Origin of the sequence: Tsukamurella sp. 1534 (genome assembly GCF_000312385.1) — a bacterium.
Classification (GTDB): Bacteria; Actinomycetota; Actinomycetes; order Mycobacteriales; family Mycobacteriaceae; genus Tsukamurella.
Genome location: NZ_HE997626.1, coordinates 258,176 through 282,256 on the forward strand (window position 1 = coordinate 258,176; position 24,081 = coordinate 282,256).

The window sequence follows — 24,081 nt, forward strand, 5'->3', positions numbered from 1 at the left end:
GCCGCCTCCTCGATGTTACGACCGATAAAAAGACCGTAACATCATGTGAGCCTGATCACCACCCTCATGTGAGTGAACGTTCTCTCGCGCGCTCCGGGGCCGCGCGCCGGTCAGGCCCCGAATCGGCGGTGCCGGGCGGCGAAGTCGCGCAGCGCGCGCAGGAAGTCCACGCGGCGGAACTCCGGCCAATAGGCCTCGGTGAACCAGATCTCGCTGTAGGCGCTCTGCCACAACAGGAAACCGGACAGCCGCTGTTCCCCCGACGTGCGGATCACGAGGTCCGGATCCGGCTGCCCCTTGGTGTAGAGGTGCTGATCGATGCCGTCGACGGTGACCGCCTCGACGAGCTCCTCCGCCGTCGCGCCGTCGGCGAGCTTCGACGCGAGCAACGACTGCACGGCGTCCACGATCTCCTTGCGCCCGCCGTATCCGACGGCCACGTTGACGTGCGTCCCGGTGCGCCCGACGGTGCTCTCGGCCGCCTCGGTGAGCCGGCGCGCGGCGTCGGGCGGCAGGAGCGCCATGGCACCGACGATCTTCACCGACCAGTTCTTGTCCGGTGCCGAGATCTCCTCGACCACGTCGGTGATGATCTCCAGCAGGGCCGCGAGCTCGTCCGGGTCGCGACGCAGGTTCTCGGTGGACAGCAGGTAGATGGTGGCCATCTCCACGCCGGCCTCGTCGCACCACCCGAGCATCTCGGCGATCTTCTTCGCGCCCATCCGGTAGCCGTGGCTCACGTCGTCGAACCCGGCGGCGCGGGCCCAGCGACGGTTGCCGTCGCACAGCACGGCCACGTGCCGGGGCCGTTGGGCCCCGTCGCGGTAGGCGTTGGTCAGCTCCGAGATGAGGCGCCGCTCGTACAGCGCGTACGCGGGTGCGACGAGCTTCCGCGCGGGGCCGGTGGGCAACGACACGGGAACTTTGGGGGCACTCACCACGGTGGCCACATTACGCCCGTGCACCTATGCGGCCGCTGAGGTTCAGCTGTGGGCCGCGTAGATCGCCTCGGCCAGTTCGGTGCGGATCGCCTGGAACTCCGGGGTGGCCATCACCGACGGGTCGCGCACCACACCGGGGCCGTCGCCGGGCAGCTCCACGGCCCGGTCGATGACCACGCGGCCGGGCCGGGCGCTCATCACCAGCGCACGCGTGCTGAGGAACACCGCCTCGTCCACCGAGTGGGTGATGAACACGATGGTCTTGCCCGCGTCCCGCCAGATCTTCAGCAGGTCCACCTGCAGCCGCTCGCGGGTGAGCGCGTCGAGCGCGCCGTACGGCTCGTCCATGAGCACGATCGCCGGATCGTTCACCAGCACGCGCGCGATCTGCGCGCGCTGCTGCATACCGCCGGACAGCTCGTAGGGCCGCTTCTCCCCGAAGTCGCCGAGGCCCACGAGGTCGAGCATCTTCTGCGCCGACGCGCGCCGCTCGGACTTGCCGACGCCGCTGACCTTGGGGCCGAACTCGACGTTCCCGCTCACCGTGAGCCAGGGGTAGAGGGTGGGGGCCTGGAACACCACGCCCCGGTCGGCCGACGGTGCGGTGACCCTCGCTCCGCCCACTTCGACGATCCCGTCGGTCGGGTCCTCGAACCCGGCGATGAGGCGCAGCAGGGTGGTCTTCCCGCAGCCGGACGGGCCGACGATGGAGACGAACTCCCCCGGCTCGATGGTCAGGTCGGTGGGCTGCAGCGCAACGGTCTGCCCGCTCGCGGTGTCGTAGGTCTTTCCGACGCCGGTCAATTCGACGCGTTCGGTGTCGCTCATCGGGGGCCGCCTTCCTGGCCGGACTGTGCGGGCGGGGCGGCGGCCGCGGCGCGGGCACCGTCGGCGTACACCCCGTCGGAGTAGTGCTGGGCGGGGCCCACGCCCTGGACCTGCCCCTGGTCCAGGAGGAACTCGGCGGTCCTGCGGACGTCGGCCGCGAGCTGCCCGCCGAGCAGTGCGGGCTCGGCCTGCTTCGCGGCGTCGAAGTAGGAATAGCCCTTGACCTGGGTGAGCACCTGGTCGACGGGCACGCCGAGCTGGCCGGCGATGTGCTCGGCGGCCTTGTTCGGATCGCTGGCCAGCAGGGTGGCCGCCCAGCTCTGGGCTGCTGTCCAGGCCTTGAGGAACGCGGGGTTCTTCTGCACGAAGTCGCCGCGGGCGCCCTCGAGGTCGTACGTCGGGGCGCCCTGCCCGGCCACGTCGGCGCTGGTGGTCAGCACTTTCCCTCCGAGCTGCCCGAGGGTGGGCTCCCAGATGTACGTGGCGTCGATCTGCCCGCCGTTCCAGGCGCCGCGGACGGCCTCGGGGCTGAGGTTGATCACCTGCGCCGTGCCGCCGACGCCGGCCTTGTCGAGCGCCGTGAGGAGGCTGTAGTGGGCGGTCGAGGCGAACGGCACCGCGATCCGCTTGCCCCGGAGGTCGGCGACGGACCCGATCGCGGGGTCCTTCGCGACGAGCGATTCGGCGGCGCCGATCCGGTCCTGGACCCAGATCACCTTCATGTCGATGTTCAGCGGCGCCGACAGGGCCTTCGCGGCGGGCGCGCTGCCCAGCAGGCCGATGTCGAGGGAGTCTGCGCCGAACGCCTGGATCACGTCGCCGCCCGAGCTGAACTTGCTCCACACAGTCTTGACGTTGGGCAGGCAGGCGGTGAGCACGCCGGTGTCCTTGACCACGAGGTCCCCGTTCGGGATCTCCTGCCAGCCGATCCGGACGGTGCCGGTCACCGTCGGGTCCGGGGCGATGGGGCAGGGCGTGGCCCCGCCGAGGGACCTGGACTGTTCCGGCCTGCCGGACTCGACGATGCAGCCCGAGAGCGTGAGCCCCACGGTGGCGATCGCCGCGGCCTTGAGGCCCACGCGCGCAAGGCGGTTCATGCCTTCCCCTTCCACGGGACCAGCAGCACGCCGATCCATTTGATGAGCGCGTCGAGTGCGAGCGCGGTGATGCCGATGACGATGATGCAGGCGATGGTGAGCGGCGTGTTGAGCTGCTGGCCCGCGAGGTAGGCGAGGCCGCCGATGCCGGGGATGCCGTTGTTGAGCTCGGCGGCCACCACAGTGGTCCACGCGAACCCGACCGCGATCCGGATGCCGTTGATGACCTCCGGCAGGGTGGCGGGGACGATCACGCCGCGCACCGTCTGCAGCCGGTTCGCGCCGAGCGCGCGGGCGGCGTTGATCTGATCCTGGCTCACGCCCTGCACGCCGTTCACGGTGGAGATCGCGATGGCGGGGAACGCCGCCAGGAACAGCAGCCAGATCTTCGAGGTGTCGCCGATCCCGAACCACACGATCAGCAGGCCGATGTAGCCGAGCGGCGGCAGCGCGCGCAGGAAGTTGAGGTACGGCTCGATGATGGTGTTGACGGTCTTCGACGTACCCATCGCGAAGCCGAGGAGCGGCCCCAGCACGATCGCCGCGCCGACGCCGGCGATGATCCGCTGCAGGCTGGCCACCAGGTGTTCCCACAGGAAGTAGTTCTGTTCGCCGAGCACCTCGCGCGGGACGCCCGGAGCGATCTGGTGCCACGTGCTGGCGCGCACCGCCGCGTCCCACACCGCCTTCGGGGTGGGCAGGAACTTCTCGTCGATCAGGTGCAGTCCGCTGATCAGCCACCACACCGCCAGGAACGCCAGCAGCGCCACCAGGCGCACCAGCCACGACCGGACGGTGTGTGGGAGCGGCTCGATCACCGCGTTCTTGACGCGCAGCAGCGGGGGCTCGCCTGCCATGGGGGTCCTCTCGGTCCGTACCGCGTCTGCGGCACGGTGTAGAGACCCTTCCAGACCCCGGGCGCCCGGAGGAGGGTAACGATCGTGGTGATCGTTTTTCGCGCACGGTATCCACCCCGGTGTCCGGTTAGAGGGTTCCGTTCGTTTGCTATCGCAGGTACCGTTTCGGTATGCGGGGCACGTCGCACGCCCGACGGTCCGCGGGTCTCCTCGCCGCGGGCGCGCTGCTGGCGGGCCCGGCCGGGTGCGGAGCACAGGCCTCCGACCGCGAGGATCGACGGTGCGCCGTCGACCGCCCGACGACGGGGGAGCTCACCGTCGGGCATCCGAAGACGGGCGACTCCTCCCCCACCGTCATCCTGATTCCCGGCTCACCCGAGCCGACGGCCCCCGGCGACCGGGGCCCGGCCCAGACGGTGCGCGCCGAGCCGGCGGCGGTGGTGGACGGGCCGCAGTCCTCGACGATCAGTTACCGGTTCACCGGGGACGGCGTCGTCGGCTGGTCCGCCAAGTCCGTCGCGATGGGCATGACGGAGGGCCGCTCGGAGCACGTTCCCATCGCCGGCCCCTGCACCCTGCAGGTCGATCTGAGCCTGTCCGCATCCGACGACGAGAATCCGGGCGTGCTCCGCGCCGACCGGCGGCCCGACGGTTCGCGGGTCACGGACCTCATCACGTCGGGACCACGCGGCGGCGTCCTGCAGTCCTTCGTCGGGACCTCCGCGACGCGGATCACCACGGCGGCCGACGGCGACCAGCTGGTGCTGACGCTGCGCTGATTCAGCTGCGGCGGTGCACGTTCCGCGCCGCTACCTGTCGCGGGGCATCTGGGGACGGCTCAGACGTTCCTCCGGTGCACGTTCCGCGCCGCTACCTGTCGCGGGGCATCTGGGGACGGCTCAGACGTTCCTCCGGTGCACGTTCCGCGCCGCTACTTGATCTCGGGGCATGATCTGCACCTGATCGATGTTCACGTGCGGCGGGCGGGTGACGGTCCAGGTGACCGCGTCGGCGACGTCGTCGGCGGTGAGGTTGTCCACCCCCTCGTAGATCTTGTCCGCGGCCTCGGCGTCGCCGCCCAACCGCACCAGGGAGAACTCCGTCTCCACCATGCCCGGATCGATCTCGATGACCCGGATCGGCTCGCCCTTGAGCTCCAGGCGCAGCACCCGGGTCACGGCGCGGGCGCCGAACTTGGCGGCGTTGTATCCGCCACCGGTCTCGTAGGCCTCAGTCGACGCCACGGACCCGATGGTCACGACGCTGGCCGCCGGGGACGCGCGCAGCTTGGGCAGCAGGGCCTGGGTCATGCGCAGGATCGACAGGACGTTGATGTCGTACATGCGGGACCAGTCGGCCTCGTCGGCGGTCTCGATCCTGTCCACGCCGAGGGCACCGCCCGCGTTGTTGACCAGCACGTCCACGGCACCGATCGCGTCGGCGAAGGCCTGCACCGACGCCGTGTCCGAGACGTCCAGCGGCAGCGCGGTCACCACGCGCTCGGGGAACTCGGCCTCCAGTTGCGATTTGAGGTCCTCGAGCCGTTCGAGGCGGCGGGCGCCGATGACCACGTCGAATCCCGCGCGGATCAGGTGCCGTGCGGTCGCGGCGCCGATGCCGCTGCTCGCACCGGTGACGACGGCGATTTCAGCCATGGGACTCCTCCTGTGTCTCGGCGGCGGGCCGGGCGGGCAGCCCGACGTCCACGCGGTGGTGTTCCAGATCGTGCAGGGCGTAGGCGGCGAACGAGGCGACCGTGAACGTGGAGCCGTTGGAGCGCAGCCCCTTCCGCTGCCACTGACCATCGTCGACGGCGCGGTAGGCGCCGGCGAACGCGGCGGCGGCCGCGGCCAGCTCGCGGGCGACGACGGCCGGATCCTGCGCGTGGTAGCGCTCCTCGGTCGCCGTCGCGTCCTGGTCCCAGTTCGCGAACGTCGCTCCGCCCGAGGCGCTCTCGTCGTAGCTCAGCATGAGTCCGAGGCGCTCGCGCATGAGGTCGTGCACGTCGCGGACGTGGCAGGCGTACTCCAGCGGCGACCAGGTCCCGTCGTCGGGGCGCTCACGCGCGGCCCGATCGGCCAGCACGCCGTCCCATCCGGCGGACGATGCGGCGATCCGCTCGGCCACCTCGGCGCGGCGCACCGTCGACGGATCGAATCCGCAGGCCGGGCACGACCGCTCCATCACCCACGTCCAGTCCTTGGTATCCGGTTCGATGGCCACGGGTTCAATCTAGTCTCCCGTGCCCCGGCCCGCTTCGCCCGTCGCTTCCCGCGACGACGGGGTGCGGCGGCAGGGGCTCACCGGACGGCGGCGGCCAGGTCGCGGAGGACCTCGTCGGTGGTGCCGAAGTCCATGCACTTGTCGGTGACGGACTGGCCGTAGACCAGCGGGCCCGGGCCGGGCTGCTGCGCGCCCGCCACGAGGAAGGACTCCAGCATGAGGCCGCTGATCCCCTTCTCGCCCGCGCCGATCCGGGCGGCGATCTCGCGAGCCACCTCGGCCTGGCGCACGTGGTCCTTGCCGGAGTTCGCGTGCGAGCAGTCGACCATCACCGACTGCTCCAGGCCCGATGTCGTCAGCGCCTGCGCGGCGTCGGCCACGGAGGCGGCGTCGAAGTTCGGGCCGCCGCGGCCGCCGCGCAGGATGATGTGGCAGTTGTCGTTGCCCACGGTCTCGACCACGGCGGCGGCACCGTCGTCGTCGGTGCCGAAGAACACGTGCCGGGCCGCGGCGGCGCGGACACCGTCGATCGCGACCTGGACGTTGCCGTCGGTGGCGTTCTTGAAGCCGATCGGCATCGACAGCCCGGAGGCCAGCTGGCGGTGCACCTGCGACTCGGTGGTGCGGGCGCCGATCGCGCCCCACGCGACGGTGTCGGCGATGTACTGCGGGCTGGTGGGCTCGAGGAACTCGCAGCCCACGGGCAGGCCGATCTCCAGGATGTCGAGCAGCAGCCGGCGGGCGGTGCGCAGGCCGCGGGGTACGTCGTACGACTCGTCCATGCCCGGATCGTTGATGAGGCCCTTCCACCCGACGGTGGTGCGGGGCTTCTCGAAGTACACGCGCATCACGATGAGCAACTCGTCGGCCAGCTCGTCCGCGATCGGCTTGAGCCGGCGGGCGTAGTCGAGGGCGGCCTCGGGGTCGTGCACGGAGCACGGCCCCACCACGACGAGGAGCCGCTGGTCGCGGCCCGCGATGACGTCGGCGACGGCGGCGCGGTCGGCCTCGACCTGCGCGGCCAGGCGCGGGTGCAGAGGGAGTTCCTCGCGGAGCGCGACCGGCGACGGGATCGCGTGGAACGCGGAGACCCGACGGTTCGATGTGGAGGCCGGGCTCTCGAGCTCGATGGTCATGTCAACCTTCCTGGTGGGATACGGCACCAGACGGGACACCCGGTGCCAATGAGAAAGGCAGCGATCGCTCGCTGCCTCGGCTCCGGGTTGTGGTGTTTCGGTTATCCGCGCATGCGCGCTTCGCCGACGGCCCCACCCGGAGCCTCGGTAAAGCGCCAATACGAACGCGCGGTCATACCCACGCCTATGAACATAGCACAGCCTTACCCTGCGATTTCTGTGGCGAGGCTCTCACCGTCGGTCACGGGCAGGGAGCACACGGCGCCGCGACACACGTACGCCGCGGCCCTGCCGTCGACGGGGCCCCGCCCCTCCAGCAGGGGGTGCGAGTCCTTCTCCCCGGCGACGACGACCGCGCCGCCCGGTGCCAGGCGCCGGGCCTCCGCGAGCAGCGCGGCGGCCCCGGCACCGTCGGCGACGGCGATCTGCAGCCCGGCGGCGGCCTGTTCCGCGACGGCGAGGTGGTGCCCCGCGCCGCGCGGGACCCGCCGGATCAGCTCGCCCGAGCGCGCACGGGTGGCCGCGGCGAGCGCCGCGTAGCGCTCCCCGAGCAGCAACTCGGCGTACGTCAACGCCTCGGCCATCAGGCTCGCGCCCGACGGGGTCGCGCCGTCCGCGGGATCACGCGGACGGGTGAGCAACTGTTCCCCGTCGGCGGGGGCGTCGAACCAGCTCCCCTCCCCCGCGGGGTCGGAGAACCGGCCGATCGCGGCGTCGAGAATCGTTGCGGCGGAATCGGACCAGGCGGTGTCGCCGGTGCGCTGCGCGAGCGCGAGCAGGCCGGTGACGACCGCGGCGTAATCCTCGAGCATGCCCGGCGCGTCGCCCGCCCGGCCACCGAGAGAGCTGCGCCGCAACCGGTCTCCGTTCCAGTGCCGGTCCAGCAGGTAGCGCGCGCACGCCTCGGCGGCGTCAGTCCGGCCCGCCTCGGCGAGCGCGGTGATCGCCAGCCCGTTCCAGACGGACACCACCTTCGCGTCGAGCGCGGGCTGCGGGCGGCGCGCACGCTCCGCGAACAGCCGCTGCCGGACGTCGGCCAGGCGCACCGGATCGGGCTCGCCCCGCAGCTGCAGCGTGGACGTGCCGTGCTCGAAGGTGCCACGCTCCGAGACCGCGAAAACCTCTGCCGCCCAGGCACCGTCGGCGTCGCCGAGCACCTCGGCGAGCTGCCCCGGGGTCCACACGTAGGTGGCGCCCTCCACGGAGTGCCCGTCGACCACGGTGTCGGCGTCCAGCGACGACGCGAGGCCGCCGCCGTCCACGCCGAGGTCGCGGAGCAGGAAATCGGCGGTCTCCTCCGCGACCCGCAGCGCCAGCGGGGAGCCGGTGCGCCGCCCGAAGTGGGCGTAGAACCGCAGCAGGAGCGCGTTGTCGTAGAGCATCTTCTCGAAGTGCGGAACCACCCAGTCTGCGTCCACCGCGTACCGCGCGAAGCCGCCGCCGAGCTGGTCGTAGATGCCTCCGCGGGCCATCGCCTCCGCGCACCGCGCCGCCACCCCGTAGGCCGTCGGGTCTCCCGTGCGCTCGTGATGCCGCAGCAGGGCCTCGGCGGTGGCGGACGGCGGGAACTTCGGGGCGCGCCCGAACCCGCCCGACGGGTCCTCGTCGGCGCAGATCGCCTGCACGGAGGCGGCGAGGTCCTGCCGGGAGGCGGGCGCACCGTCGGGAAGGCCCGCCGCCGCCTGCCGCAGGTGGTCGGCCACCTTCTCCGAGACCCGGTCCACCTCGTCCCGGCGTTCGCGCCACGTCTCGCCGACGGCGGTGAGCAGCTGCGTGAAACTCGGCTGCCCGCCCCGCGGCTGCGGCGGGTAGTAGGTGCCGCAGTAGAACGGACGCCCCGACGGGGTGAGGAAGCACGTCATGGGCCAGCCGCCCTGGCCCGTCATGGCGACGGTGGCGTTCATGTAGATCGCGTCCAGGTCCGGGCGCTCCTCACGGTCCACCTTGATGCAGACGAAGCCTTCGTTCATGAGCCGCGCCGTGGCCTCGTCCTCGAAGGACCCGTGCGCCATGACGTGGCACCAGTGGCACGCGGCGTAGCCGATGGAGAGCAGGATCGGCACGTCCCGCTCGCGGGCCTCGGCGAGGGCCACGTCCGACCACTCCCGCCAGTGGACGGGGTTGTCGGCGTGCTGCCGCAGGTAGGGGCTGGTGGCCTGTGCGAGCTGGTTGGTCACCCCACCAGCGTAGGTGCGGGCACCGACCGTCGGCGCGGCTCCGGCCGGGCGCGGCGGGCCGTCACGCCGTGAGGTCGCCGATCAGGCGGTGTCCGCGGGCGGTGTCGGCGTACTCGCGGACGCGGTGGACCCGGTCGCCGCGCACGTCGAAGACGAAGCAGTAGTCGACGTCGTACAGCCGGCCGCCGGGCAGCCTCCCCCGCACCGTCGCCTCCAGGGTCGCGCTCGTGCCGTCGCCGTGCGCGCCGGTGACGACGGGGTCGAGCCCTTCCGGGAACAGGCGGGGGAAGTCGGTGCCGAAGAACCGCGCGATGGCGTCCACCCCGACCATGTGGTGGGGCGCGCCGAGCGCGGTGGCGACGGCGTTGCCGGCGGGCGAGAGCCACTCGGCGTCCGGGGTGAACACCGCGCGGATCTGGTCGTCGTCGCCGGTGGTGAGCGCGTGCATGACACGGGGGATGAGGGTGTCGGTCATGGTGCCAGCCTGCCCCGCGGGTGCCGCGGAGTACTGAACGAATGTCGCGGGTCGGAGGGGCTAGCCTGGCGGCATGGGCCCGATGGTGCACGGACCGATCGCCGGCTGGGAGGTCGTCCGGCGGGCCGGCCCCGGCCGGCCGCCGCGCATCCGCATGGCCGGCTTCCGCACCGCGGGCACGGCGCCGGTCGACGTGCGCGTCGTCCCGCACCCGGCCGTCTCGGTCGCGCTGGCCCTGGGCGACGGTCCGCGCGTCGTGGACACCGTCAGCGGCAGGCAGCGGCGCGGGGACGTCGCGCTGGGGTTCCTGCACGGAGCCGTCCGCGTGCGGGGCACGGGCATCGAGTGCATCCAGGTCCGGCTGTCCCCGGTCGTCGCCCGCGCCGTGCTGGGCGTCTCCCCCGCCGAGCTGGGGAACGACCTGGCCTCGCTCGACGACCTGTGGGGCCGCGACGCGCGGCGGATCCGGCACCGTCTCAACGAGACGCCGTCCTGGGAGGAACGTTTCTCCCTGGCGGAGGAGCTGCTCCTCGCCCGCGCGGAGGGCGGGCGAGCCCTGGATCCCGAGGTCGTCCGGGCCTGGGACCTGCTGGTCCGCACCCGCGGCCGGGCCCGGATCGATGCGCTGGCCGCCGATGTCGGGTGGAGCCGCAAGCGCCTGTGGACCCGGTTCCGGGCGCAGACCGGGATCGCCCCGAAACGCGCCGCGGGGCTGATCCGCTTCGACCACGCGGCGCACCGTCTGGCCACCGGGAGGCGGGCGGCGGCGGTGGCGGCCGAAGCCGGCTACGCGGACCAGTCCCATCTCCATCGGGACGTGGTGGCGTTCAGCGGCGTGACCCCGTCGACGGTGGCCGACGGCGCGTGGATGGCGGTGGACGACGTCGCGTGGGCCGTCACGTCCGCCGCGCCAGCAGCCAGGACGCGACGGCCAGGAACGTGAGGCACAGCGCCGTCCGCAGGTCGGCGTCGATCAGGTCGGTCACCGGGCCTCACACCTCGGCGGACTCGCGCCGGTCCTCGTCCTCCTCGGTGAGGAGCGGTCTGCCGCGGGTGCGCCGCGGCATCTCGGTGATGAGCACCGTCGTGTCCATTCCCGGGAATTCGCGTTCCAACGAGCGCGCGGCACGGGTGTCGAGTGCGTAATCCTGTGACAATCGGACCAATCGCGTGCGGGTCGACACGGGCGACGATTCCCCGAATTCGTTCTTCACGCCGGCCGCCAGATCGTCGGCCATCGCATTCATTCTCTGCGTGGCGAGTCCAGGGTCGGCGATGAGGAGCAGTTCCATTCCACCGGTTCCGCCTTCCGCCAATAATTCCTTCCTCTCCCTTTTCGCCGGGCGTGGGGCCCGGAAACGCGGGGCTCCCGCAGCGTCGTCGCGCGGAATGCGCCCGGACGGCTGCGGGAGCCCGAGTCGTGCGGCGACGGTCAGTCGCCGGTGACCTTCCCGATCACCTCGTTGGCCTTGTCCTTGACGTCCTCGACCTTCTGCTTGACGGCCGACGTCGCCTGGTCGCTCTTGCCCTCGTTCTTGAGGTCGTCGTCGCCGGTGGCGGCGCCCGTCGCCTCCTTGGCGCGGCCCTTCAGGTCCTCCGCCTTGTTCTCGAACTTGTCGCTGATACCCATTCGAACCTCCTGTGTCTCATGGTTTCCGCCCGCGGCACGGGCGGCGTCTATCCGCGGCGGGGACCGCGACGGCCGGTGACGAGACCGACGAGGAACAACAGGACGCAGGCGCCGGTGAGGCAGGTGAGGAAGCTGAACAACCAGCCGCCACCGGCGACGTCCACGCCGACCAGCTGCAGGACGAAGCCGCCCAGGAGTCCGCCCACCACACCGACCACGATGTTGAGGACGATCCCCTGCTGCGCATCGGTGTTCATCAGCTTCGATGCGCCCCAACCCGCGATGCCTCCGATGACGATCCATCCGAGGATGCTCAGTGACAAGGTCATTCTTTTCGAGCCTTTCGTCGGTCAGGACGCACGCATCGAAGCATTTCTCCGGCGCACGCTCCCGCTATTCCGTTGTCGCGGTCGGCGCCCGGGAATCGGCGTATCGAAAACGTCGTTTCCGTGCCGCCCCGGACCCGCCTGCAATTCCTATCACGATCACCCACCGCGCTGTCTTCACCCGTAAGGGTGAAGCCCACACTCGGTACACTGCGTCGGTGAACCCGATCAAGGTGGCGATCGTCGACGATTACGAAGTCGTGGTCCAGGGAGTGGCGGCGATGCTCCGCGCCTACGAGGAGCACATCCGGGTGGTCGAGATGGCGGTCAACGCCGCGGTGCGCGAATCCGTCGACATCGCGCTCTACGACTCCTACGCGAACCCGCAGGGCGACGCCGCCGAGGTGCGCAGGCTCTCCCGGAACGCGTCCGTCTCCAAGGTCGTCGTGTACTCGTGGAACCTCCACCGCAGCCTGATCGACGCGGCCCTCGGCAACGGCGCCCACGGGTACATCGCCAAGGGGTTGCCCGCGTCCGAGCTCGTGTCCGCCCTTCGGTCGATCCACCGTGGCGAGCAGGCCGTGCACCTCGACGGGCGCGCGAGCCGGGTGGTGGCGGGCGATTGGCCCGGGCGGGAGGAGGGACTCACGCAGCGCGAGTCGGAGGTCCTGGCGCTCATCACGCAGGGTCTGAGCAACGTCGAGGTGGCCGAACACGCCGGCCTGTCCATCAATTCGGTGAAGACGTACATCCGCTCGTGCTACCGGCGGATCGGCGTGAGCACCCGGTCCCAGGCCGTGCTGTGGGGCGTGGACCACGGATTCGTCCCGGACCGAGGCAGATTCACGGACTGACGAGGCCGGAGGGGCCTGCCACGGGGGTCAGGGGCGTGGCGGTTCCCCGCCGGGCCCGTCCGGCCCGTCGGCGTCCCGGCCGGACGAGGGCGCACCGTCGGGCGACTCGATGCCGGCGTGGTCGGTGCCCCCGGCCTCGTCGCCCTCGCCGGGCTGCTCGTCGTCGAAGGACTCCGGCAGGTTCTTGACGTGCTTGTTCATCGACCGGATGAGCAGGAAGGTGACCGCGAGCAGCGCCACGATCACGAACAGGCCGAGCGGCGTGGCCTTGCCGAACTCCGGGCCCTTGGGCTTGGGCTCGGCGAGGAACGAGACCTCCGCGGCGAGGTGGACGAGTCCGCCCATCACAGCTCGATCCCGCTGAACAGCTCGGTCTCGGGCATCCGGGTGCTGACGTTCGTCTTGGCCAGTTCGTACTCCTCGGTGGGCCACAGCCGCTGCTGCCACTCCATCGGGACCGCGAAGAACGGGCCGTTGGGGTCGATCTGGGTGGCGTGCGCGCGCAGCGCGTCGTCCCGGACGGGGAAGTACTTGCCGCACTCGACCTGCGTCGTGACGCGGGCCATCATGTCGTTCTTCTCGTCCTTCCAGCGGGCCAGCCACTCGTCGTACGGGTTCGGCAGGCCGTTCTTCTCGAACTCGTCGGCGAACGACTGGAACTTCCCGCGGAGGAAGCCGTGGCTGTAGTAGACCTTCGAGATCTGCCAGGGCTCACCGGCGTCGGGGTACTGCTCCGGATCCGCGGCGGCCTCGTACGCGGCCATCGACACCGTGTGGGTCATGATGTGGTCCGGATGCGGGTAGCCGCCGTTCTCGTCGTACGTGATCATCACGTGCGGACGGAACTCGCGGATGAGCCGCACCAGCACCTCGGTGGGCACCTCGACGGGCAGCGTCGCGAAACTGCCCTCGGGCAGTGGGGGCAGCGGGTCCCCCTCGGGGAGGCCCGAGTCGACGAAGCCCAGCCAGCGGTGCTCGACGCCGAGGATCGCCGCGGCCTTGGCCATCTCCTCGCGGCGCACCTCGGGCAGGCGGTCCTTGACGCCCGGGACGTCCATCGCGGGGTTCAGGATGTCCCCCGCTTCGCCGCCGGTGAACGTCGCGACCAGCACGTCGTCGCCCTCGGCCGCGTACCGCGCCATGGTGGCGGCACCCTTGCTCGACTCGTCGTCCGGGTGTGCATGAACGGCAAGAAGCCGGTATCCGGTCATGCCCGCCAGTCTTCCACGATCGTCCGACGGTCCGCTGCGGCGGGTGTGCTTCCATGGAGGTCATGTCGACCGCCCCCGTCCGACCGTCCGACCGGTATCCGGACGAACAGGATCCCGCCCGCACGAGGCGGCTGTTCATCATCGGCCTCGTCGTCGTGGTGATCGCGGGCCTCGGGATCGCCTGGCTGGGCTACGACAAGTTCGCGCGCCAGCCCGTCAAGGGCGAGACCGCGGGCTATCAGATCGTCTCCGACACGACGGTGGAAGTGCAGGTCACGGTGACCCGCAACGACCCGTCGCAGCCGGTCAGCTGCATCGTGTACGCCAAGGACAAGGCCGGTAACGAGATCGGCCGCCGGGAGTTCTACGTCGCCCCGTCGAGCGAGCCCGTGGTGGTGGCGACCAGCGAGGTGCGCACCACCGAACCGCCGGCCGTGGGGGACGTGTTCGGTTGCGGAACGGACGTACCCGCGTACCTTGACCGTTCGTGAGCACTGACAACACACCCGGAACCGAACCGAAGTCTGGGCGGCCGGCCCGCAAGCGCGCGCCGGCGTTCGCCACGATCTCCAGTCCCTACTTCCCCATGCTCGTCGGCCTCTTCGTCGGCGTCATGATCATCTCGAACATCACCGGCACCAAGGCCGTACTGTTCGCCCCGGACCTGCACCTGAACATCCTCGGCCTGCAGGTCGACGGGATCGCCACCGACGGCGCCTTCTACCTGTTCCCCCTCGCCTACGTCCTCGGCGACGTGATCTCCGAGGTCTACGGCTTCCGCGCCATGCGCCGCGTGATCGCCACGGGATTCGCGATCCTCGCGCTCGCCGCGCTGTGCTTCTGGGTGACCACGCTGCTACCCGCGGCGCCGGGCTGGCCCAACGACGAGGCCTTCAAGACCGTCGCGGGCGTGGTGCCCCGGTTCCTCATCGCCGGCCTCGCCGGCTACCTCGTGGGCGAACTGATGAACTCGTTCGTCCTGGTGAAGATGAAGGAGTGGACGGGCGAGAAGCACCTGTGGTCGCGACTACTGGGCTCGACGGTGGTCGGCGAGTTCTTCGACACCCTGGTGTTCTGCTCGATCGCCGCGCCCGCCCTGGGCTTCACCAGCCCCGGCCAGTTCCTGAACTACCTGATCCTCGGGTTCGTGTGGAAGACGCTCGTCGAGATCGTGATCATGCCGCTCAGCTACGCGCTGTGCGCCTTCCTCAAACGCCACGAGCCGACGTACCAGCAGGCGCTCCTGGCGGCGTGAACTCGGGCTTCGGGGCCGGTATCGTGCTATCATGAGCTGATACACGGTTCCGCGGGGAACCGTGTATTGCTGCATTTACGGGCCCCGGCCAGCCCGGGGCCGGCCCGCTCGCGCCCCGTCGGCGCGCAGGCGGGCCCTGAACCACTACGACGAACGGAAGTGACATGACGGACACTCAGGTGACGTGGCTGACCCCCGAGTCGCACGAGCGCCTCAAGCACGAGTTGGACGCGTTGATCGCCAACCGCCCCGTCATCGCCGCCGAGATCAACGAGCGCCGCGAAGAGGGCGACCTCAAGGAGAACGGCGGCTACCACGCGGCACGTGAGGAGCAGGGCCAGCAGGAGGCGCGGATCCGCCAGCTGCAGGAGCTGCTCAACAACGCGAAGGTCGGCGAGGCGCCCACCCAGTCCGGTGTGGCACTTCCCGGCTCCGTGGTGAAGGTGTACTACGACGGCGACGAGAAGGACACCGAGACCTTCCTCATCGCCACCCGCGAGGAGGGCGCCCAGGACGGCGGCCTCGAGGTCTACTCGCCCAGCTCGCCGCTCGGCGCGGCGCTGATCGACGCGAAGGTCGGCGAGACCCGCGAGTACACGATCCCCAGCGGTGCCACCATCAAGGTGACCCTGGTGAGCGCGGAGCCCTACCACTCCTGATCAGCATGACCTGATCGAACGCGAACGGCCGGCCACGATGTGCATCGTGGCCGGCCGTTCGCGTATCGGGCGGCTCTACCCCGCGGAGCGCGACCGCAGCAGCTGGCTGACGGTGACGAACGCGTAGCCCTGCTTCTCCAGCTCGGTGAGGGTGCGGTCCAGGGCGGTGGCGGACGCCTCGAAGGTGTCGTGCAGCATGACGATCTGGCCCGGCTTCGCCTGCAGCAGGACCTTGGTCAGCCCGTCGGGATCGCCCTGGTAGGCGTAGTCGCGGGAGTCGAGATCCCAGAGGATCTGGCTCAGCCCGAGCCTCTTGCCCGCGTCCACCACCGCCGGCGAGGTGTGCCCGCCCATCGGCCGGAACAGCGTGGGCGTGGTGCCCACCGAGTTCCTGATGGCCTCGTTGGTCCGCTGCAGTTGGTCCGTGCCCTCGGCATCGGACAGCGTCGTCATGTCGGGCTGCGTCCAGGTGCCGTTGCCCACCTCGTTCCCGGTGCCCGCGATCGCGGTCATGATGTCCGGGTTCAGGTTCACCTGCGCGCCGGTCACGAAGAACGTGCCGTGTGCGTCGTGGGCGTCGAGGGTCTGCAGGAACTGCCGCGTCGCGGGGCCGGGGCCGCCCGAGAAGGTGAGGGCGACGCACTTGCTCTTGGCGCAGTCGACGGTGCCGTCGGCCAGCATGACGGGCTTACTGACCTGCGACGGGGCGGCGGAGCTGCTCGGTGCGGGCCGCTCGTTCGACGGTGCGCCGTCCTGCTGACCACCACCGTTCGACGGTGCGCCACCCGCCGCCGGGGTGGGCGGCGCGGCGGGGCCGGCGGGCACCGTCGGCGCGCCGGCGGCGGGTTTCGGCGCGTTCGGCGGGGGCACCACGACCGTCATGGTCGGCGGCGCGGGCGGGGCGGGCGTGGCCGCGGGCTGCCCGTTGGGGAGCTTGCCCGGGTTGACCCCTGCGCTGGGCGCGGCGGACGCGCCCGACGGGGCCGACGACGGCAACGGATCGAAGGTGAGGCTCGATCCCGCGTCGTTGGAGGACGAACCGCCCAGTGTGCATGCGGCCGCCACCGCACCGGCGACCACCACCGCACTGCCCATGACCGCGTAATTGCGGACCTTCCGGCTCTGATTCGGCCTCAAGAACTCACTCCAGCCACTTGTGTCATTTTCTACAACATGCGCCACACTAGTCTCAGATTCCTCATATCGGAAGTCGTGAGGCGTGATAGTGACCGAGTCGTTACGCCGCGCCCCGCGAAAATGCACTGCTGAGCGGCCTCGCGGCCACTATGGCCGCGACCGGCCGCTGCAGCGAAGATTCGCGAGCCGCTCCGGCCCGGAAACGACAACGGCACCGCGGGCCGAGTGGCCTGCGGTGCCGCGTACAGCTGGGGAGGATCAGCCCAGGGCGTTCTCCAGGTCGGCGAGGATGTCGCCGATGTCCTCGATACCCACGGACAGCCGGACGAGATCCTCGGGGACCTCGAGCTGCGAGCCGGCGGTAGACGCGTGCGTCATGGCCGCGGGGTGCTCGATGAGCGATTCGATGCCGCCGAGCGACTCGGCCAGGGTGAACACCTCGGTGCGGGCGCACAGCCGCTGCGCCGCCTCCCGGCCTCCGGCTAGGCGCACGGACACCATGCCGCCGAAGCGCTTCATCTGCTTGCCCGCGACGGCGTGGTTCGGGTGCCCCTCCAGGCCCGGGTACAGCACCGTCGACACCTCCGGGCGGCCCTGCAGGAACTCGACCACACGCTCGGCGTTGTCGCAGTGCCGGTCCATCCGCACACCGAGCGTCTTGATGCCGCGCAGGGTGAGGTAGACGTCGAACGGGCCGGGCACCGCGCCCGCGCCGTTCTGCAGGAACGCGAAATCGGTGTCGAGCTGCTCGTCGTTCGTGACGAGGGCCCCGCCCACCGTGTCGCTGTGCCCGCCCAAGTACTTGGTGACCGAGTGCAGCACCACGTCGGCGCCCAGGGCGAGCGGGGTCTGCAGGTAGGGGCTGGCGAAGGTGTTGTCCACCACCAGCTTCGCGCCGCCGGCGTGCGCGACCTCGGCCAGGGCTTCGATGTCGCCGATGTTGAGCAGCGGGTTGGTGGGCGTCTCGATCCACACCAGCTTGGTGTTCGGGCGGATCGCGGCGCGCACGGCGTCCACGTCGTTCACGGCGGCCGGGGTGTGCTCGATCCCCCACTGCGAGAACACCTTGTCGATGAGGCGGAACGTGCCGCCGTAGGCGTCGTCGGGGATCACGAGGTGGTCGCCGGGGCGCAGGGTGGCGCGAAGCAGGGTGTCGGTGGCGGCCATGCCGGAGGCGAAGCCGCGGCCGAAAGTGCCCTCCTCGATCGCGGCGAGGTTGGCCTCGTAGGCGCGCCGAGTGGGGTTGCCGGTGCGGGCGTACTCGAAGCCGCCGCGCATGCCGCCCACGCCGTCCTGCGCGAACGTCGAGCTGGCGTAGATGGGCACGTTGACCGCGCCGGTCAGCGGATCGGGTTCGTAGCCCGCGTGGATCGCGCGGGTCGAGAAGCCCTGCGCCGCATGCTTGTCGATCGCGCTCTTCTGCTCGCTCATGGTGCGGCCCTTTCTACTTGCCGTGGGAGAGGAAGTTCAGCACGTCGTGCCGGGTGATGACGCCGACGGGCTTGCCGTCGTCGATCACCATGAGGGCGTCGGACTCGCGCAGAGCGGTGTTGGCGGCCGAGATCGGCTCGCCCGCGCCGATGAGCGGGAACGCGGGGCCCATGTGCTTGCTGACCGGATCGGCGAGGTTCGCCCGGCCCTCGAAGACCGCCGAGAGCAGCTCGCGCTCGGTGACGGCCCCGGCCACCTCGCCCGCCATGATCGGGGGCTCGGCGCCCACGACCGGCATCTGGGAGACGTTGTACTCGGCGAGGATCTCGATGGCGTCGCGGATCGTCTCCGACGGGTGCGTGTGCACCAGGTCGGGCAGCTCGCCCTTCTTGCCGCGCAGGATGTCGCCCACGAGCGACTCCTGCTCCTTGGGATCCAGCGGAGCGCGCAGGAAGCCGTAGCTCGACATCCACTTGTCGTTGAAGATCTTCGACAGGTAGCCGCGGCCCCCGTCGGGCAGGAGCACGACGACCACGGCGTCGGGGTCGCGCTCGGCGACGCGGAGCGCGGCGACGACGGCCATGCCGCACGAGCCGCCGACGAGCAGTCCCTCCTCGCGGGCGAGGCGGCGGGTCATCTCGAAGGAGTCGGCGTCGGAGACGGCGATGATCTCGTCCGGCACGTCGGGGTCGTAGGCGGTGGGCCAGAAGTCCTCGCCCACGCCCTCCACGAGGTACGGCCTGCCGGTGCCGCCGGAGTACACGGAGCCCTCGGGGTCGGCGCCGATCACCTTCACCGCGCCGCCGGAGACCTCCTTGAGGTACCGGCCGGTGCCGGTGATGGTGCCGCCGGTGCCCACGCCCGCCACGAAGTGGGTGATCTTCCCCTCGGTGTCGCGCCAGATCTCGGGACCGGTGGTCTCGTAGTGCGACGCGGGGCCGTTGGGGTTGGAGTACTGGTTCGGCTTCCACGCGCCCGGGATCTCGCGGGTGAGCCGGTCGGAGACGTTGTAGTACGAGTCCGGGTGCTCGGGCGCGACGGCGGTCGGGCACACGACGACCTCGGCGCCGTACGCCTTGAGCACGTTGCGCTTGTCCTCGCTCACCTTGTCCGGGCACACGAAGACGCATTTGTAGCCGCGCTGCTGCGCGACGATCGCGAGGCCCACGCCCGTGTTGCCCGACGTGGGCTCGACGATGGTGCCGCCGGGCTTCAGCTCGCCCGACTCCTCCGCGGCGTCGATCATCTTCACCGCGATCCGGTCCTTGCTGGACCCGCCGGGGTTGAGGTATTCGAGCTTGGCCGCGACCAGGCCGGATCCGGGGGCGACCACGGAGTTCAGCCGAACCAGTGGGGTGTCGCCGATCAACTCGCTGACGTGTCCTGCGATACGCATGCTCCCATCGTCCCAGAAGGCGTTCCCGCACCGCGCGGCCGGATCCGCTCTCCGCCGCCCGCGGAGCGTGCCGCGCCCCGCCGCGCCGCACACACGGATCGGTCCGCGCCCCTTAGATTGGGTGCATGGGGTACTCCCGAAGCAGGCTCACCCGCGACGCGTTGTACACATCGGCCGCCGCCGTCGGCGGCGCCGGGGCCACCTGGGGCGCCTACACCCTGCTGAACCGGCAGGCGCGCACCGCCCGCACCGTCATCCCCCACCGCACCGACAAGGCACCGTCGAAGGACGGCGTCTACTCCCCCGGCACGACGGAGGTGGCGCGACCCGGGCCGGCGCACCCGGCCGACGTGAAGATCATGGTGTTCGGGGACTCGACGGCCGCGGGTCTCGGGGTCGACGATGCCGAGCACACGCCCGGCGTTCTCATCGCGCGGGGCGTGGTCGCCGAGACGGGCCGCACCGTGCAGTTGGCGGTGAAGGCGATCGTCGGGGCCACATCGCGGGGCCTGGCGGGGCAGATCGAGGCGACGTTCATCGCGGGCCACGTGCCCGATGTGGCGGTGATCATCGTGGGCGCCAACGACGTGACGGCGCTGAACGGCATCGAGCCGTCGGCGCGGCGCCTGGGCGCCGCGGTCCGGCAGTTGCGCGATGCGGGTGCCGAGGTGGTGGTGGGAACCTGCCCGGACATCGGTGTGGTGCAGGCGATCCCGCAGCCGTTGCGGTCGGTGATCCGCAGCTACGGCCTGCAGCTGGCGGCGCGGCAGCGGGCGCACGTGCTGGCGGCGGGCGGGCATCCGGTGCCGTTCGCGGACACGCTGACCCCGGAGTTCCTGCAGGCACCGGAGACCATGTTCTCGCCGGACCACTTCCATCCGTCGGCGGCGGGCTACGAGTTGGCCGCGCGCCTGCTGCTGCCCGAGGTGCTCGCGGTGCTCGGCGAGTGGCACGGGCCGCTGCCGCAGCCGCCGGAGGTGTCCGAGGCGGCGGACGCCCGCAGCCTCACGGGGCGCCTGCGCCGGGCCGAGCACCGCACCGGCGAGGGACATCCGCATCCGGGCTGAGACCCGGCCGGGACGGCGCCGCCACCGCGCGGTGACGGGCGCCGAGCAGCATCGTGGCCGTGCGTACCGACCCACCGACCACCGTCCTGCCGCGGATCGGCGGGTACACCGTCGTCCGCCGCCTCGGTTCCGGCGGGATGGGCGAGGTGTACCTCGCCCGCCACCCGCGGCTCCCCCGGCTCGACGCGGTGAAGGTGCTGCGCGCGCAGCCCGCCCCGTCGACGCCGGAGACGCTCGCCCGGTTCCATCAGGAGGCCGGCATCCTCGCGCGGCTCACGCACCCGAACATCGTCGAGGTCTACGACCGCGGTGAAGCGGACGGGCGCCCGTGGATCGCGATGGAGTACGTGGCCGGAGTCTCCGCCGGCGAGATCTCCCGCCGCGGGCCGCTGCCGCCCGCGGTCGCCCTCACCGTGCTCCGCGCGGTGGCGTCCGCGCTGGACTACGCGTGGACGCGGCACCGCGTGGTGCACCGGGACGTGAAGCCGGACAACGTGCTCCTGGTGGGCGACGGGCACAGCATCGCGCAGGTGAAGGTGGCCGATTTCGGGATCGCCAAGACGATCGACCGGCCCGCGGGGATCACCGCGTTCGGGATGACGGTGGGCACGGTCGGCTACGCGGCGCCGGAGGTGCTCACGGCGGAGGGATGCGATCACCGCTCGGACCAGTACAGCCTCGCCGCCACCGCGCACACACTGCTCACCGGCGCGCCGCCGTTCCGGGGCGCCCGCACCGCGGTGCTCGCCGCGCAGCTGGCCGAGGCGATCCCGCCGCTGCCGCGCACGCTGCCGCCGCGGACCGCCGCGGTGTTGCACCGCGGGCTCGCGGCGGACCCCGCCGCGCGCTACCCGTCGTCGGGCGCGCTGGTCGCCGATCTGGTGCGCGCGCTGGCGCCTCGTCCGGCGACACCCCCGCGCCCGGTCCCCCGCACCGTCGGCGCCTCCCCCGCCGCGACGGCGCGAAAGCCGGTGCAGCGCACGGCTCCGGTCCGTCGTTCCCGGCGGGGCCGTCGCCTCGCTCTGGCCGGCGCGGTGTGCGCGGCGGCGGGCGCCGCGCTCGTCGGTCTCGCGGTCGCCGCCCCGCCCGAGTCCCGGACGGCGACGTCGGGCGGAGCGGGCGCACCGTCGAGCGCCGCCCCCGTTCCGGCGGGCCCGACGGTGCCCGACCTCCGGGGCCTGCTGCCCGAGGAGGCCGCCGAGCGGGCGGCGGAGGCGGACCTCTCGCTGCGGGTGCAGGCGGGCACCGGGTCGGGTGTGGTGGTCGGGCAGTCGCCCGAGCCGGGCGTTCGGGCACCGGGCGGCGAAGTCGACGTGTGGCTCGGATGACCACGCCGATACGACGAGGCCCCCTCCGGGCGATTCCGGAGGGGGCCTCGAGGTCGTGCCGGCGGGTGCCGGCGGTGCACTGCTAGTCGCTGCTGTAGAAGTAGCTCAGCAGGCGCAGGATCTCGACGTAGAGCCACACCAGGGTGACGGTCAGGCCGAGGGCCACGCCCCATGCCGCCTTCGACGGTGCGCCGGCGCGGATCAGCTGGTCGGCCTGGTCGAAGTCGAGCAGGAAGCTGAACGCCGCGATGGCGATGCAGACGAGCGAGAAGATGATGGCGATCGGGCCGCCGTCGCGGAGCACCCCCACGCTGCCGGTGAACATGCCGATCACCATGTTGCCGATCGCGAGCACCAGCACGCCGATCATGGCGCCGACCAGCATGCGGGTGAAGCGCGGCGTCACGCGGATGGCGCCGGTCTTGTAGACCACGAGCATGCCGATGAACACACCGATCGTGCCGAGAACGGCCTGCGAGATGAGCGCGCCCGCGCTGACGCCGCTGACCATGAAGTTCGCGAACACGAACGAGATCGCGCCCACGAAGAGGCCCTCGAAGCCTGCGTAGGAGAGCACGATGGCCGGGTTGTCGCTCTTGCGGCCGAAGCTGGCGATGAGCACCAGCACGAGGCCGCCGATGGCGCCCACGATCGCGAGCGGGGCGGCCAGGCCCGGGTTGGAGCTGGCCAGGAAGTACGAGCCGATCGCGAACAGGATGAGCACGCCGAGCGTCGACGCGGTCTTGGTGACCACGTCGTCGATGGTCATCGGCCGGGTGCCGGCGTCCTGCTGGTAGGGGGCCTGGGGCTGCTGCTGGAACTGCATGCCCTGGCCCGCGGCGGCCGCGCCCATGCCGAAGTTGGCGGTCCGCTCGAAGCCGCCGGGACCGTGGGAGTAGCCGGCCTGCTGACCCTGCTGCGGGAAGGTGGCCTGCGGGTAGCCCTGCGGCGCACCCGCCTGCCCGTTTCCGCCCTTCAGGTTACGGAAGATCGGGTTGCTGCTCTCGCGCACCGAGGTGTCCTTTCACTCGTCATGTGCACTAACACTCTGTACAACGAACTCGCCCGCCGGTGCGTTCCCGAATCGGCCGAACCCCTTTACGAAAAGCTTACCCGTGCCGCGAGGCGGAGCACCACGATTAGGCGGCCGTACTATCCAGCAGCCCGTAAAGACGACCCCTGAGCTGCTCTTTCTCGATGACCGCCGCGATCGCCGCGAGGGCGTCCGGATCGTCGCTGCGGATCACCCCGAGCAGGACGTGCTCGGCCCCGATGCTGCGGTCCTTGCGGTGCACGGCCTCGCGGAGCGCGAGCTTGAGCGTCTTCTTGGCGCCGGGGCCGAACGCGATGTTGCCGGTCTGGAACCGTTTGCGAATGGGCCGGCGGATGTCGAACCCGAAACGGTCGGAGACCGCGTCGGCGACCGCGGACACGTCGATCCCGATGCCCTGGAGCGCGTCGGCGTCGCTGTCGGTGAGCACGCGGCCGGCGGACGACTCCCGGACCGCGTCGGCGGTCAGCCCGATGTCGGCGAGCTCCGCCTTCAGCGCCCCGTCGGCGCTGTCGAGCACGCCGAGCATGAGGTGGACGGGGGTGATGCGCTCGGCGCCGGCGTCGCGCGCCTCCTCCTGGGCGATGACGACCGCGACCCGGGCGCTCTTGGTGAATCTCTCGAACACGACTGGCTCCTTTCATTTTCCGTACTTCTTGTGCACCGCCTGGCGCGAGACGTCGAGGCGTTCCGCGATGTCCTGCCAGGACCAACCGAGACTGCGGGCGTTGGCCACTTGGACCGCCTCCAGCTGATCGGCGAGTTTCCGCAGTGCGACGACGGCCCGCAGCCCCTCCGAGGGGTCCTCCGATGCCGCCGATCCGACGAGGGTGGGTGGTGAGCTCACGCTGTCAATCTACGTTGACACCATGGAGGGTGTCAACCGCGATTGACAGATTCCGTTCGCACCGTCTCCCGCATCGGCACCGAGAAGTCGTTGGCGAAGGGCTGGTGCACTCGATCCACCCGGCCGGTTCGGTGCGCGAGGAGGCATGCGCGATC

General features: G+C 71.2%; 28 protein-coding genes. 8 read left to right on the forward strand and 20 right to left on the reverse strand.

The window, feature by feature from the left end:
- Positions 1-110: 110 nt before the first annotated feature.
- From BN39_RS01260 to BN39_RS01275, 4 genes are all read right to left on the reverse strand, one after another.
- Entirely contained in the window at positions 111-911 is an 801-nt protein-coding gene (locus BN39_RS01260; RefSeq protein ID WP_051158907.1) for an isoprenyl transferase, read from the reverse strand.
- A 72-nt stretch (positions 912-983) separates the two neighbouring features.
- Positions 984-1,769: an ABC transporter ATP-binding protein gene (locus tag BN39_RS01265; RefSeq protein ID WP_019200537.1), complete on the reverse strand. Its 786-nt coding sequence runs from the start codon at positions 1,767-1,769 to the stop codon at positions 984-986.
- Positions 1,766-2,866 (reverse strand): glycine betaine ABC transporter substrate-binding protein, encoded by a 1,101-nt coding sequence (locus tag BN39_RS01270; protein ID WP_019200538.1) that lies wholly within the window; start codon positions 2,864-2,866, stop codon positions 1,766-1,768. The genes BN39_RS01265 and BN39_RS01270 overlap by 4 nt, the downstream gene beginning before the upstream one ends.
- Positions 2,863-3,723, reverse strand: coding sequence for an ABC transporter permease (locus tag BN39_RS01275; RefSeq protein WP_019200539.1), 861 nt, complete (start codon positions 3,721-3,723; stop codon positions 2,863-2,865). The genes BN39_RS01270 and BN39_RS01275 overlap by 4 nt, the downstream gene beginning before the upstream one ends.
- Before the next feature lie 170 nt (positions 3,724-3,893).
- Here BN39_RS01275 and BN39_RS01280 point away from each other — a divergent pair, with 170 nt between their 5' ends.
- A complete protein-coding gene (locus BN39_RS01280) occupies positions 3,894-4,502 on the forward strand; it encodes a hypothetical protein (protein WP_019200540.1) in 609 nt (202 codons plus the stop codon).
- A 120-nt stretch (positions 4,503-4,622) separates the two neighbouring features.
- On the opposite strand, the gene BN39_RS01285 is transcribed toward BN39_RS01280, so the two are convergent.
- The 5 genes from BN39_RS01285 to BN39_RS01305 all read right to left on the reverse strand — a co-directional run bounded on the left by BN39_RS01285 (position 4,623) and on the right by BN39_RS01305 (position 9,734).
- Positions 4,623-5,378 (reverse strand): SDR family NAD(P)-dependent oxidoreductase, encoded by a 756-nt coding sequence (locus BN39_RS01285; RefSeq protein WP_019200541.1) that lies wholly within the window; start codon positions 5,376-5,378, stop codon positions 4,623-4,625.
- Positions 5,371-5,946: a DinB family protein gene (locus BN39_RS01290; RefSeq protein ID WP_019200542.1), complete on the reverse strand. Its 576-nt coding sequence runs from the start codon at positions 5,944-5,946 to the stop codon at positions 5,371-5,373. The genes BN39_RS01285 and BN39_RS01290 overlap by 8 nt, the downstream gene beginning before the upstream one ends.
- A 77-nt stretch (positions 5,947-6,023) precedes the next feature.
- Positions 6,024-7,082: a 3-deoxy-7-phosphoheptulonate synthase gene (locus BN39_RS01295; RefSeq protein ID WP_019200543.1), complete on the reverse strand. Its 1,059-nt coding sequence runs from the start codon at positions 7,080-7,082 to the stop codon at positions 6,024-6,026.
- A 203-nt stretch (positions 7,083-7,285) separates the two neighbouring features.
- A complete protein-coding gene (locus BN39_RS01300) occupies positions 7,286-9,259 on the reverse strand; it encodes a thioredoxin domain-containing protein (protein WP_019200544.1) in 1,974 nt (657 codons plus the stop codon).
- 61 nt (positions 9,260-9,320) lie between these two features.
- On the reverse strand, positions 9,321-9,734 hold the full coding sequence (locus BN39_RS01305; RefSeq protein ID WP_040765730.1) for a nuclear transport factor 2 family protein: 414 nt from the start codon (positions 9,732-9,734) through the stop codon (positions 9,321-9,323).
- Between the two features lie 73 nt (positions 9,735-9,807).
- Here BN39_RS01305 and BN39_RS01310 point away from each other — a divergent pair, with 73 nt between their 5' ends.
- Positions 9,808-10,677, forward strand: coding sequence for an AraC family transcriptional regulator (locus BN39_RS01310; protein ID WP_019200546.1), 870 nt, complete (start codon positions 9,808-9,810; stop codon positions 10,675-10,677).
- 49 nt (positions 10,678-10,726) lie between these two features.
- Here the strand turns inward: BN39_RS01310 and BN39_RS01315 are convergent, their stop codons facing one another.
- The 3 genes from BN39_RS01315 to BN39_RS01325 all read right to left on the reverse strand — a co-directional run bounded on the left by BN39_RS01315 (position 10,727) and on the right by BN39_RS01325 (position 11,693).
- Positions 10,727-10,972 carry a hypothetical protein gene (locus BN39_RS01315; protein ID WP_148281385.1) on the reverse strand — a complete coding sequence of 82 codons (246 nt, stop codon included), beginning with the start codon at positions 10,970-10,972 and terminating at the stop codon, positions 10,727-10,729.
- A 194-nt stretch (positions 10,973-11,166) separates the two neighbouring features.
- Positions 11,167-11,364 (reverse strand): CsbD family protein, encoded by a 198-nt coding sequence (locus BN39_RS01320; protein WP_019200549.1) that lies wholly within the window; start codon positions 11,362-11,364, stop codon positions 11,167-11,169.
- A gap of 47 nt (positions 11,365-11,411) precedes the next feature.
- Positions 11,412-11,693 (reverse strand): GlsB/YeaQ/YmgE family stress response membrane protein, encoded by a 282-nt coding sequence (locus BN39_RS01325; protein WP_019200550.1) that lies wholly within the window; start codon positions 11,691-11,693, stop codon positions 11,412-11,414.
- 215 nt (positions 11,694-11,908) lie between these two features.
- Between BN39_RS01325 and BN39_RS01330 the strand changes: the two genes are divergently transcribed.
- Positions 11,909-12,544, forward strand: a complete 636-nt coding sequence (locus BN39_RS01330) for a response regulator transcription factor (protein ID WP_019200551.1) — start codon at positions 11,909-11,911, stop codon at positions 12,542-12,544.
- Between the two features lie 27 nt (positions 12,545-12,571).
- Here BN39_RS01330 and BN39_RS01335 read toward each other — a convergent pair whose 3' ends face one another.
- Positions 12,572-12,889, reverse strand: a complete 318-nt coding sequence (locus BN39_RS01335) for a hypothetical protein (protein WP_019200552.1) — start codon at positions 12,887-12,889, stop codon at positions 12,572-12,574.
- On the reverse strand, positions 12,889-13,755 hold the full coding sequence (gene mca, locus BN39_RS01340) for a mycothiol conjugate amidase Mca (protein ID WP_019200553.1): 867 nt from the start codon (positions 13,753-13,755) through the stop codon (positions 12,889-12,891). Before mca ends, BN39_RS01335 begins: the two co-directional genes overlap by 1 nt.
- A gap of 62 nt (positions 13,756-13,817) precedes the next feature.
- Between mca and BN39_RS01345 the strand changes: the two genes are divergently transcribed.
- From BN39_RS01345 to greA, 3 genes are all read left to right on the forward strand, one after another.
- Entirely contained in the window at positions 13,818-14,246 is a 429-nt protein-coding gene (locus BN39_RS01345; protein WP_040766335.1) for a DUF4307 domain-containing protein, read from the forward strand.
- Positions 14,243-15,010, forward strand: a complete 768-nt coding sequence (locus BN39_RS01350; RefSeq protein ID WP_040765732.1) for a queuosine precursor transporter — start codon at positions 14,243-14,245, stop codon at positions 15,008-15,010. The genes BN39_RS01345 and BN39_RS01350 overlap by 4 nt, the downstream gene beginning before the upstream one ends.
- A gap of 164 nt (positions 15,011-15,174) precedes the next feature.
- Complete coding sequence (greA, locus tag BN39_RS01355; protein ID WP_019200556.1) at positions 15,175-15,669, forward strand: transcription elongation factor GreA; 495 nt, start codon at positions 15,175-15,177, stop codon at positions 15,667-15,669.
- 75 nt (positions 15,670-15,744) lie between these two features.
- Here greA and BN39_RS21980 read toward each other — a convergent pair whose 3' ends face one another.
- From BN39_RS21980 to BN39_RS01370, 3 genes are all read right to left on the reverse strand, one after another.
- Positions 15,745-16,806, reverse strand: a complete 1,062-nt coding sequence (locus BN39_RS21980; RefSeq protein WP_159103218.1) for a polysaccharide deacetylase family protein — start codon at positions 16,804-16,806, stop codon at positions 15,745-15,747.
- Between the two features lie 258 nt (positions 16,807-17,064).
- Positions 17,065-18,237, reverse strand: a complete 1,173-nt coding sequence (locus BN39_RS01365) for a cystathionine gamma-synthase (RefSeq protein WP_019200558.1) — start codon at positions 18,235-18,237, stop codon at positions 17,065-17,067.
- Positions 18,238-18,250: 13 nt separating this feature from the next.
- Positions 18,251-19,633 carry a cystathionine beta-synthase gene (locus BN39_RS01370; protein ID WP_019200559.1) on the reverse strand — a complete coding sequence of 461 codons (1,383 nt, stop codon included), beginning with the start codon at positions 19,631-19,633 and terminating at the stop codon, positions 18,251-18,253.
- 125 nt (positions 19,634-19,758) lie between these two features.
- Here BN39_RS01370 and BN39_RS01375 point away from each other — a divergent pair, with 125 nt between their 5' ends.
- Positions 19,759-20,700, forward strand: coding sequence for an SGNH/GDSL hydrolase family protein (locus BN39_RS01375; RefSeq protein ID WP_019200560.1), 942 nt, complete (start codon positions 19,759-19,761; stop codon positions 20,698-20,700).
- Between the two features lie 59 nt (positions 20,701-20,759).
- Positions 20,760-22,028: a serine/threonine-protein kinase gene (locus BN39_RS01380; RefSeq protein ID WP_148281388.1), complete on the forward strand. Its 1,269-nt coding sequence runs from the start codon at positions 20,760-20,762 to the stop codon at positions 22,026-22,028.
- Positions 22,029-22,110: 82 nt separating this feature from the next.
- Here the strand turns inward: BN39_RS01380 and BN39_RS01385 are convergent, their stop codons facing one another.
- The 3 genes from BN39_RS01385 to BN39_RS01395 all read right to left on the reverse strand — a co-directional run bounded on the left by BN39_RS01385 (position 22,111) and on the right by BN39_RS01395 (position 23,926).
- The gene (locus tag BN39_RS01385; RefSeq protein WP_019200562.1) at positions 22,111-23,040 is read right to left on the reverse strand and encodes a Bax inhibitor-1/YccA family protein; all 930 of its coding nucleotides are present in this window, start codon (positions 23,038-23,040) and stop codon (positions 22,111-22,113) included.
- Positions 23,041-23,167: 127 nt separating this feature from the next.
- A complete protein-coding gene (locus BN39_RS01390) occupies positions 23,168-23,707 on the reverse strand; it encodes a Clp protease N-terminal domain-containing protein (protein WP_019200563.1) in 540 nt (179 codons plus the stop codon).
- 12 nt (positions 23,708-23,719) lie between these two features.
- Positions 23,720-23,926, reverse strand: coding sequence for an HTH domain-containing protein (locus tag BN39_RS01395; protein ID WP_019200564.1), 207 nt, complete (start codon positions 23,924-23,926; stop codon positions 23,720-23,722).
- Positions 23,927-24,081 lie beyond the last annotated feature (155 nt).

Excerpts from the sequence above, each read along its gene's own strand:
- BN39_RS01265 (WP_019200537.1), bottom strand. The coding sequence starts at position 1,769 with ATGAGCGACACCGAACGCGTCGAATTGACCGGCGTCGGAAAGACCTAC.
- BN39_RS01270 (WP_019200538.1), bottom strand. The coding sequence starts at position 2,866 with ATGAACCGCCTTGCGCGCGTGGGCCTCAAGGCCGCGGCGATCGCCACC.
- BN39_RS01275 (WP_019200539.1), bottom strand. The coding sequence starts at position 3,723 with ATGGCAGGCGAGCCCCCGCTGCTGCGCGTCAAGAACGCGGTGATCGAG.
- BN39_RS01280 (WP_019200540.1), top strand. The coding sequence starts at position 3,894 with ATGCGGGGCACGTCGCACGCCCGACGGTCCGCGGGTCTCCTCGCCGCG.
- BN39_RS01285 (WP_019200541.1), bottom strand. The coding sequence starts at position 5,378 with ATGGCTGAAATCGCCGTCGTCACCGGTGCGAGCAGCGGCATCGGCGCC.
- BN39_RS01295 (WP_019200543.1), bottom strand. The coding sequence starts at position 7,082 with ATGACCATCGAGCTCGAGAGCCCGGCCTCCACATCGAACCGTCGGGTC.
- BN39_RS01305 (WP_040765730.1), bottom strand. The coding sequence starts at position 9,734 with ATGACCGACACCCTCATCCCCCGTGTCATGCACGCGCTCACCACCGGC.
- BN39_RS01310 (WP_019200546.1), top strand. The coding sequence starts at position 9,808 with ATGGGCCCGATGGTGCACGGACCGATCGCCGGCTGGGAGGTCGTCCGG.
- BN39_RS01315 (WP_148281385.1), bottom strand. The coding sequence starts at position 10,972 with ATGGCCGACGATCTGGCGGCCGGCGTGAAGAACGAATTCGGGGAATCG.
- BN39_RS01320 (WP_019200549.1), bottom strand. The coding sequence starts at position 11,364 with ATGGGTATCAGCGACAAGTTCGAGAACAAGGCGGAGGACCTGAAGGGC.
- BN39_RS01325 (WP_019200550.1), bottom strand. The coding sequence starts at position 11,693 with ATGACCTTGTCACTGAGCATCCTCGGATGGATCGTCATCGGAGGCATC.
- BN39_RS01335 (WP_019200552.1), bottom strand. The coding sequence starts at position 12,889 with ATGGGCGGACTCGTCCACCTCGCCGCGGAGGTCTCGTTCCTCGCCGAG.
- mca (WP_019200553.1), bottom strand. The coding sequence starts at position 13,755 with ATGACCGGATACCGGCTTCTTGCCGTTCATGCACACCCGGACGACGAG.
- BN39_RS01345 (WP_040766335.1), top strand. The coding sequence starts at position 13,818 with ATGTCGACCGCCCCCGTCCGACCGTCCGACCGGTATCCGGACGAACAG.
- greA (WP_019200556.1), top strand. The coding sequence starts at position 15,175 with ATGACGGACACTCAGGTGACGTGGCTGACCCCCGAGTCGCACGAGCGC.
- BN39_RS01365 (WP_019200558.1), bottom strand. The coding sequence starts at position 18,237 with ATGAGCGAGCAGAAGAGCGCGATCGACAAGCATGCGGCGCAGGGCTTC.
- BN39_RS01370 (WP_019200559.1), bottom strand. The coding sequence starts at position 19,633 with ATGCGTATCGCAGGACACGTCAGCGAGTTGATCGGCGACACCCCACTG.
- BN39_RS01375 (WP_019200560.1), top strand. The coding sequence starts at position 19,759 with ATGGGGTACTCCCGAAGCAGGCTCACCCGCGACGCGTTGTACACATCG.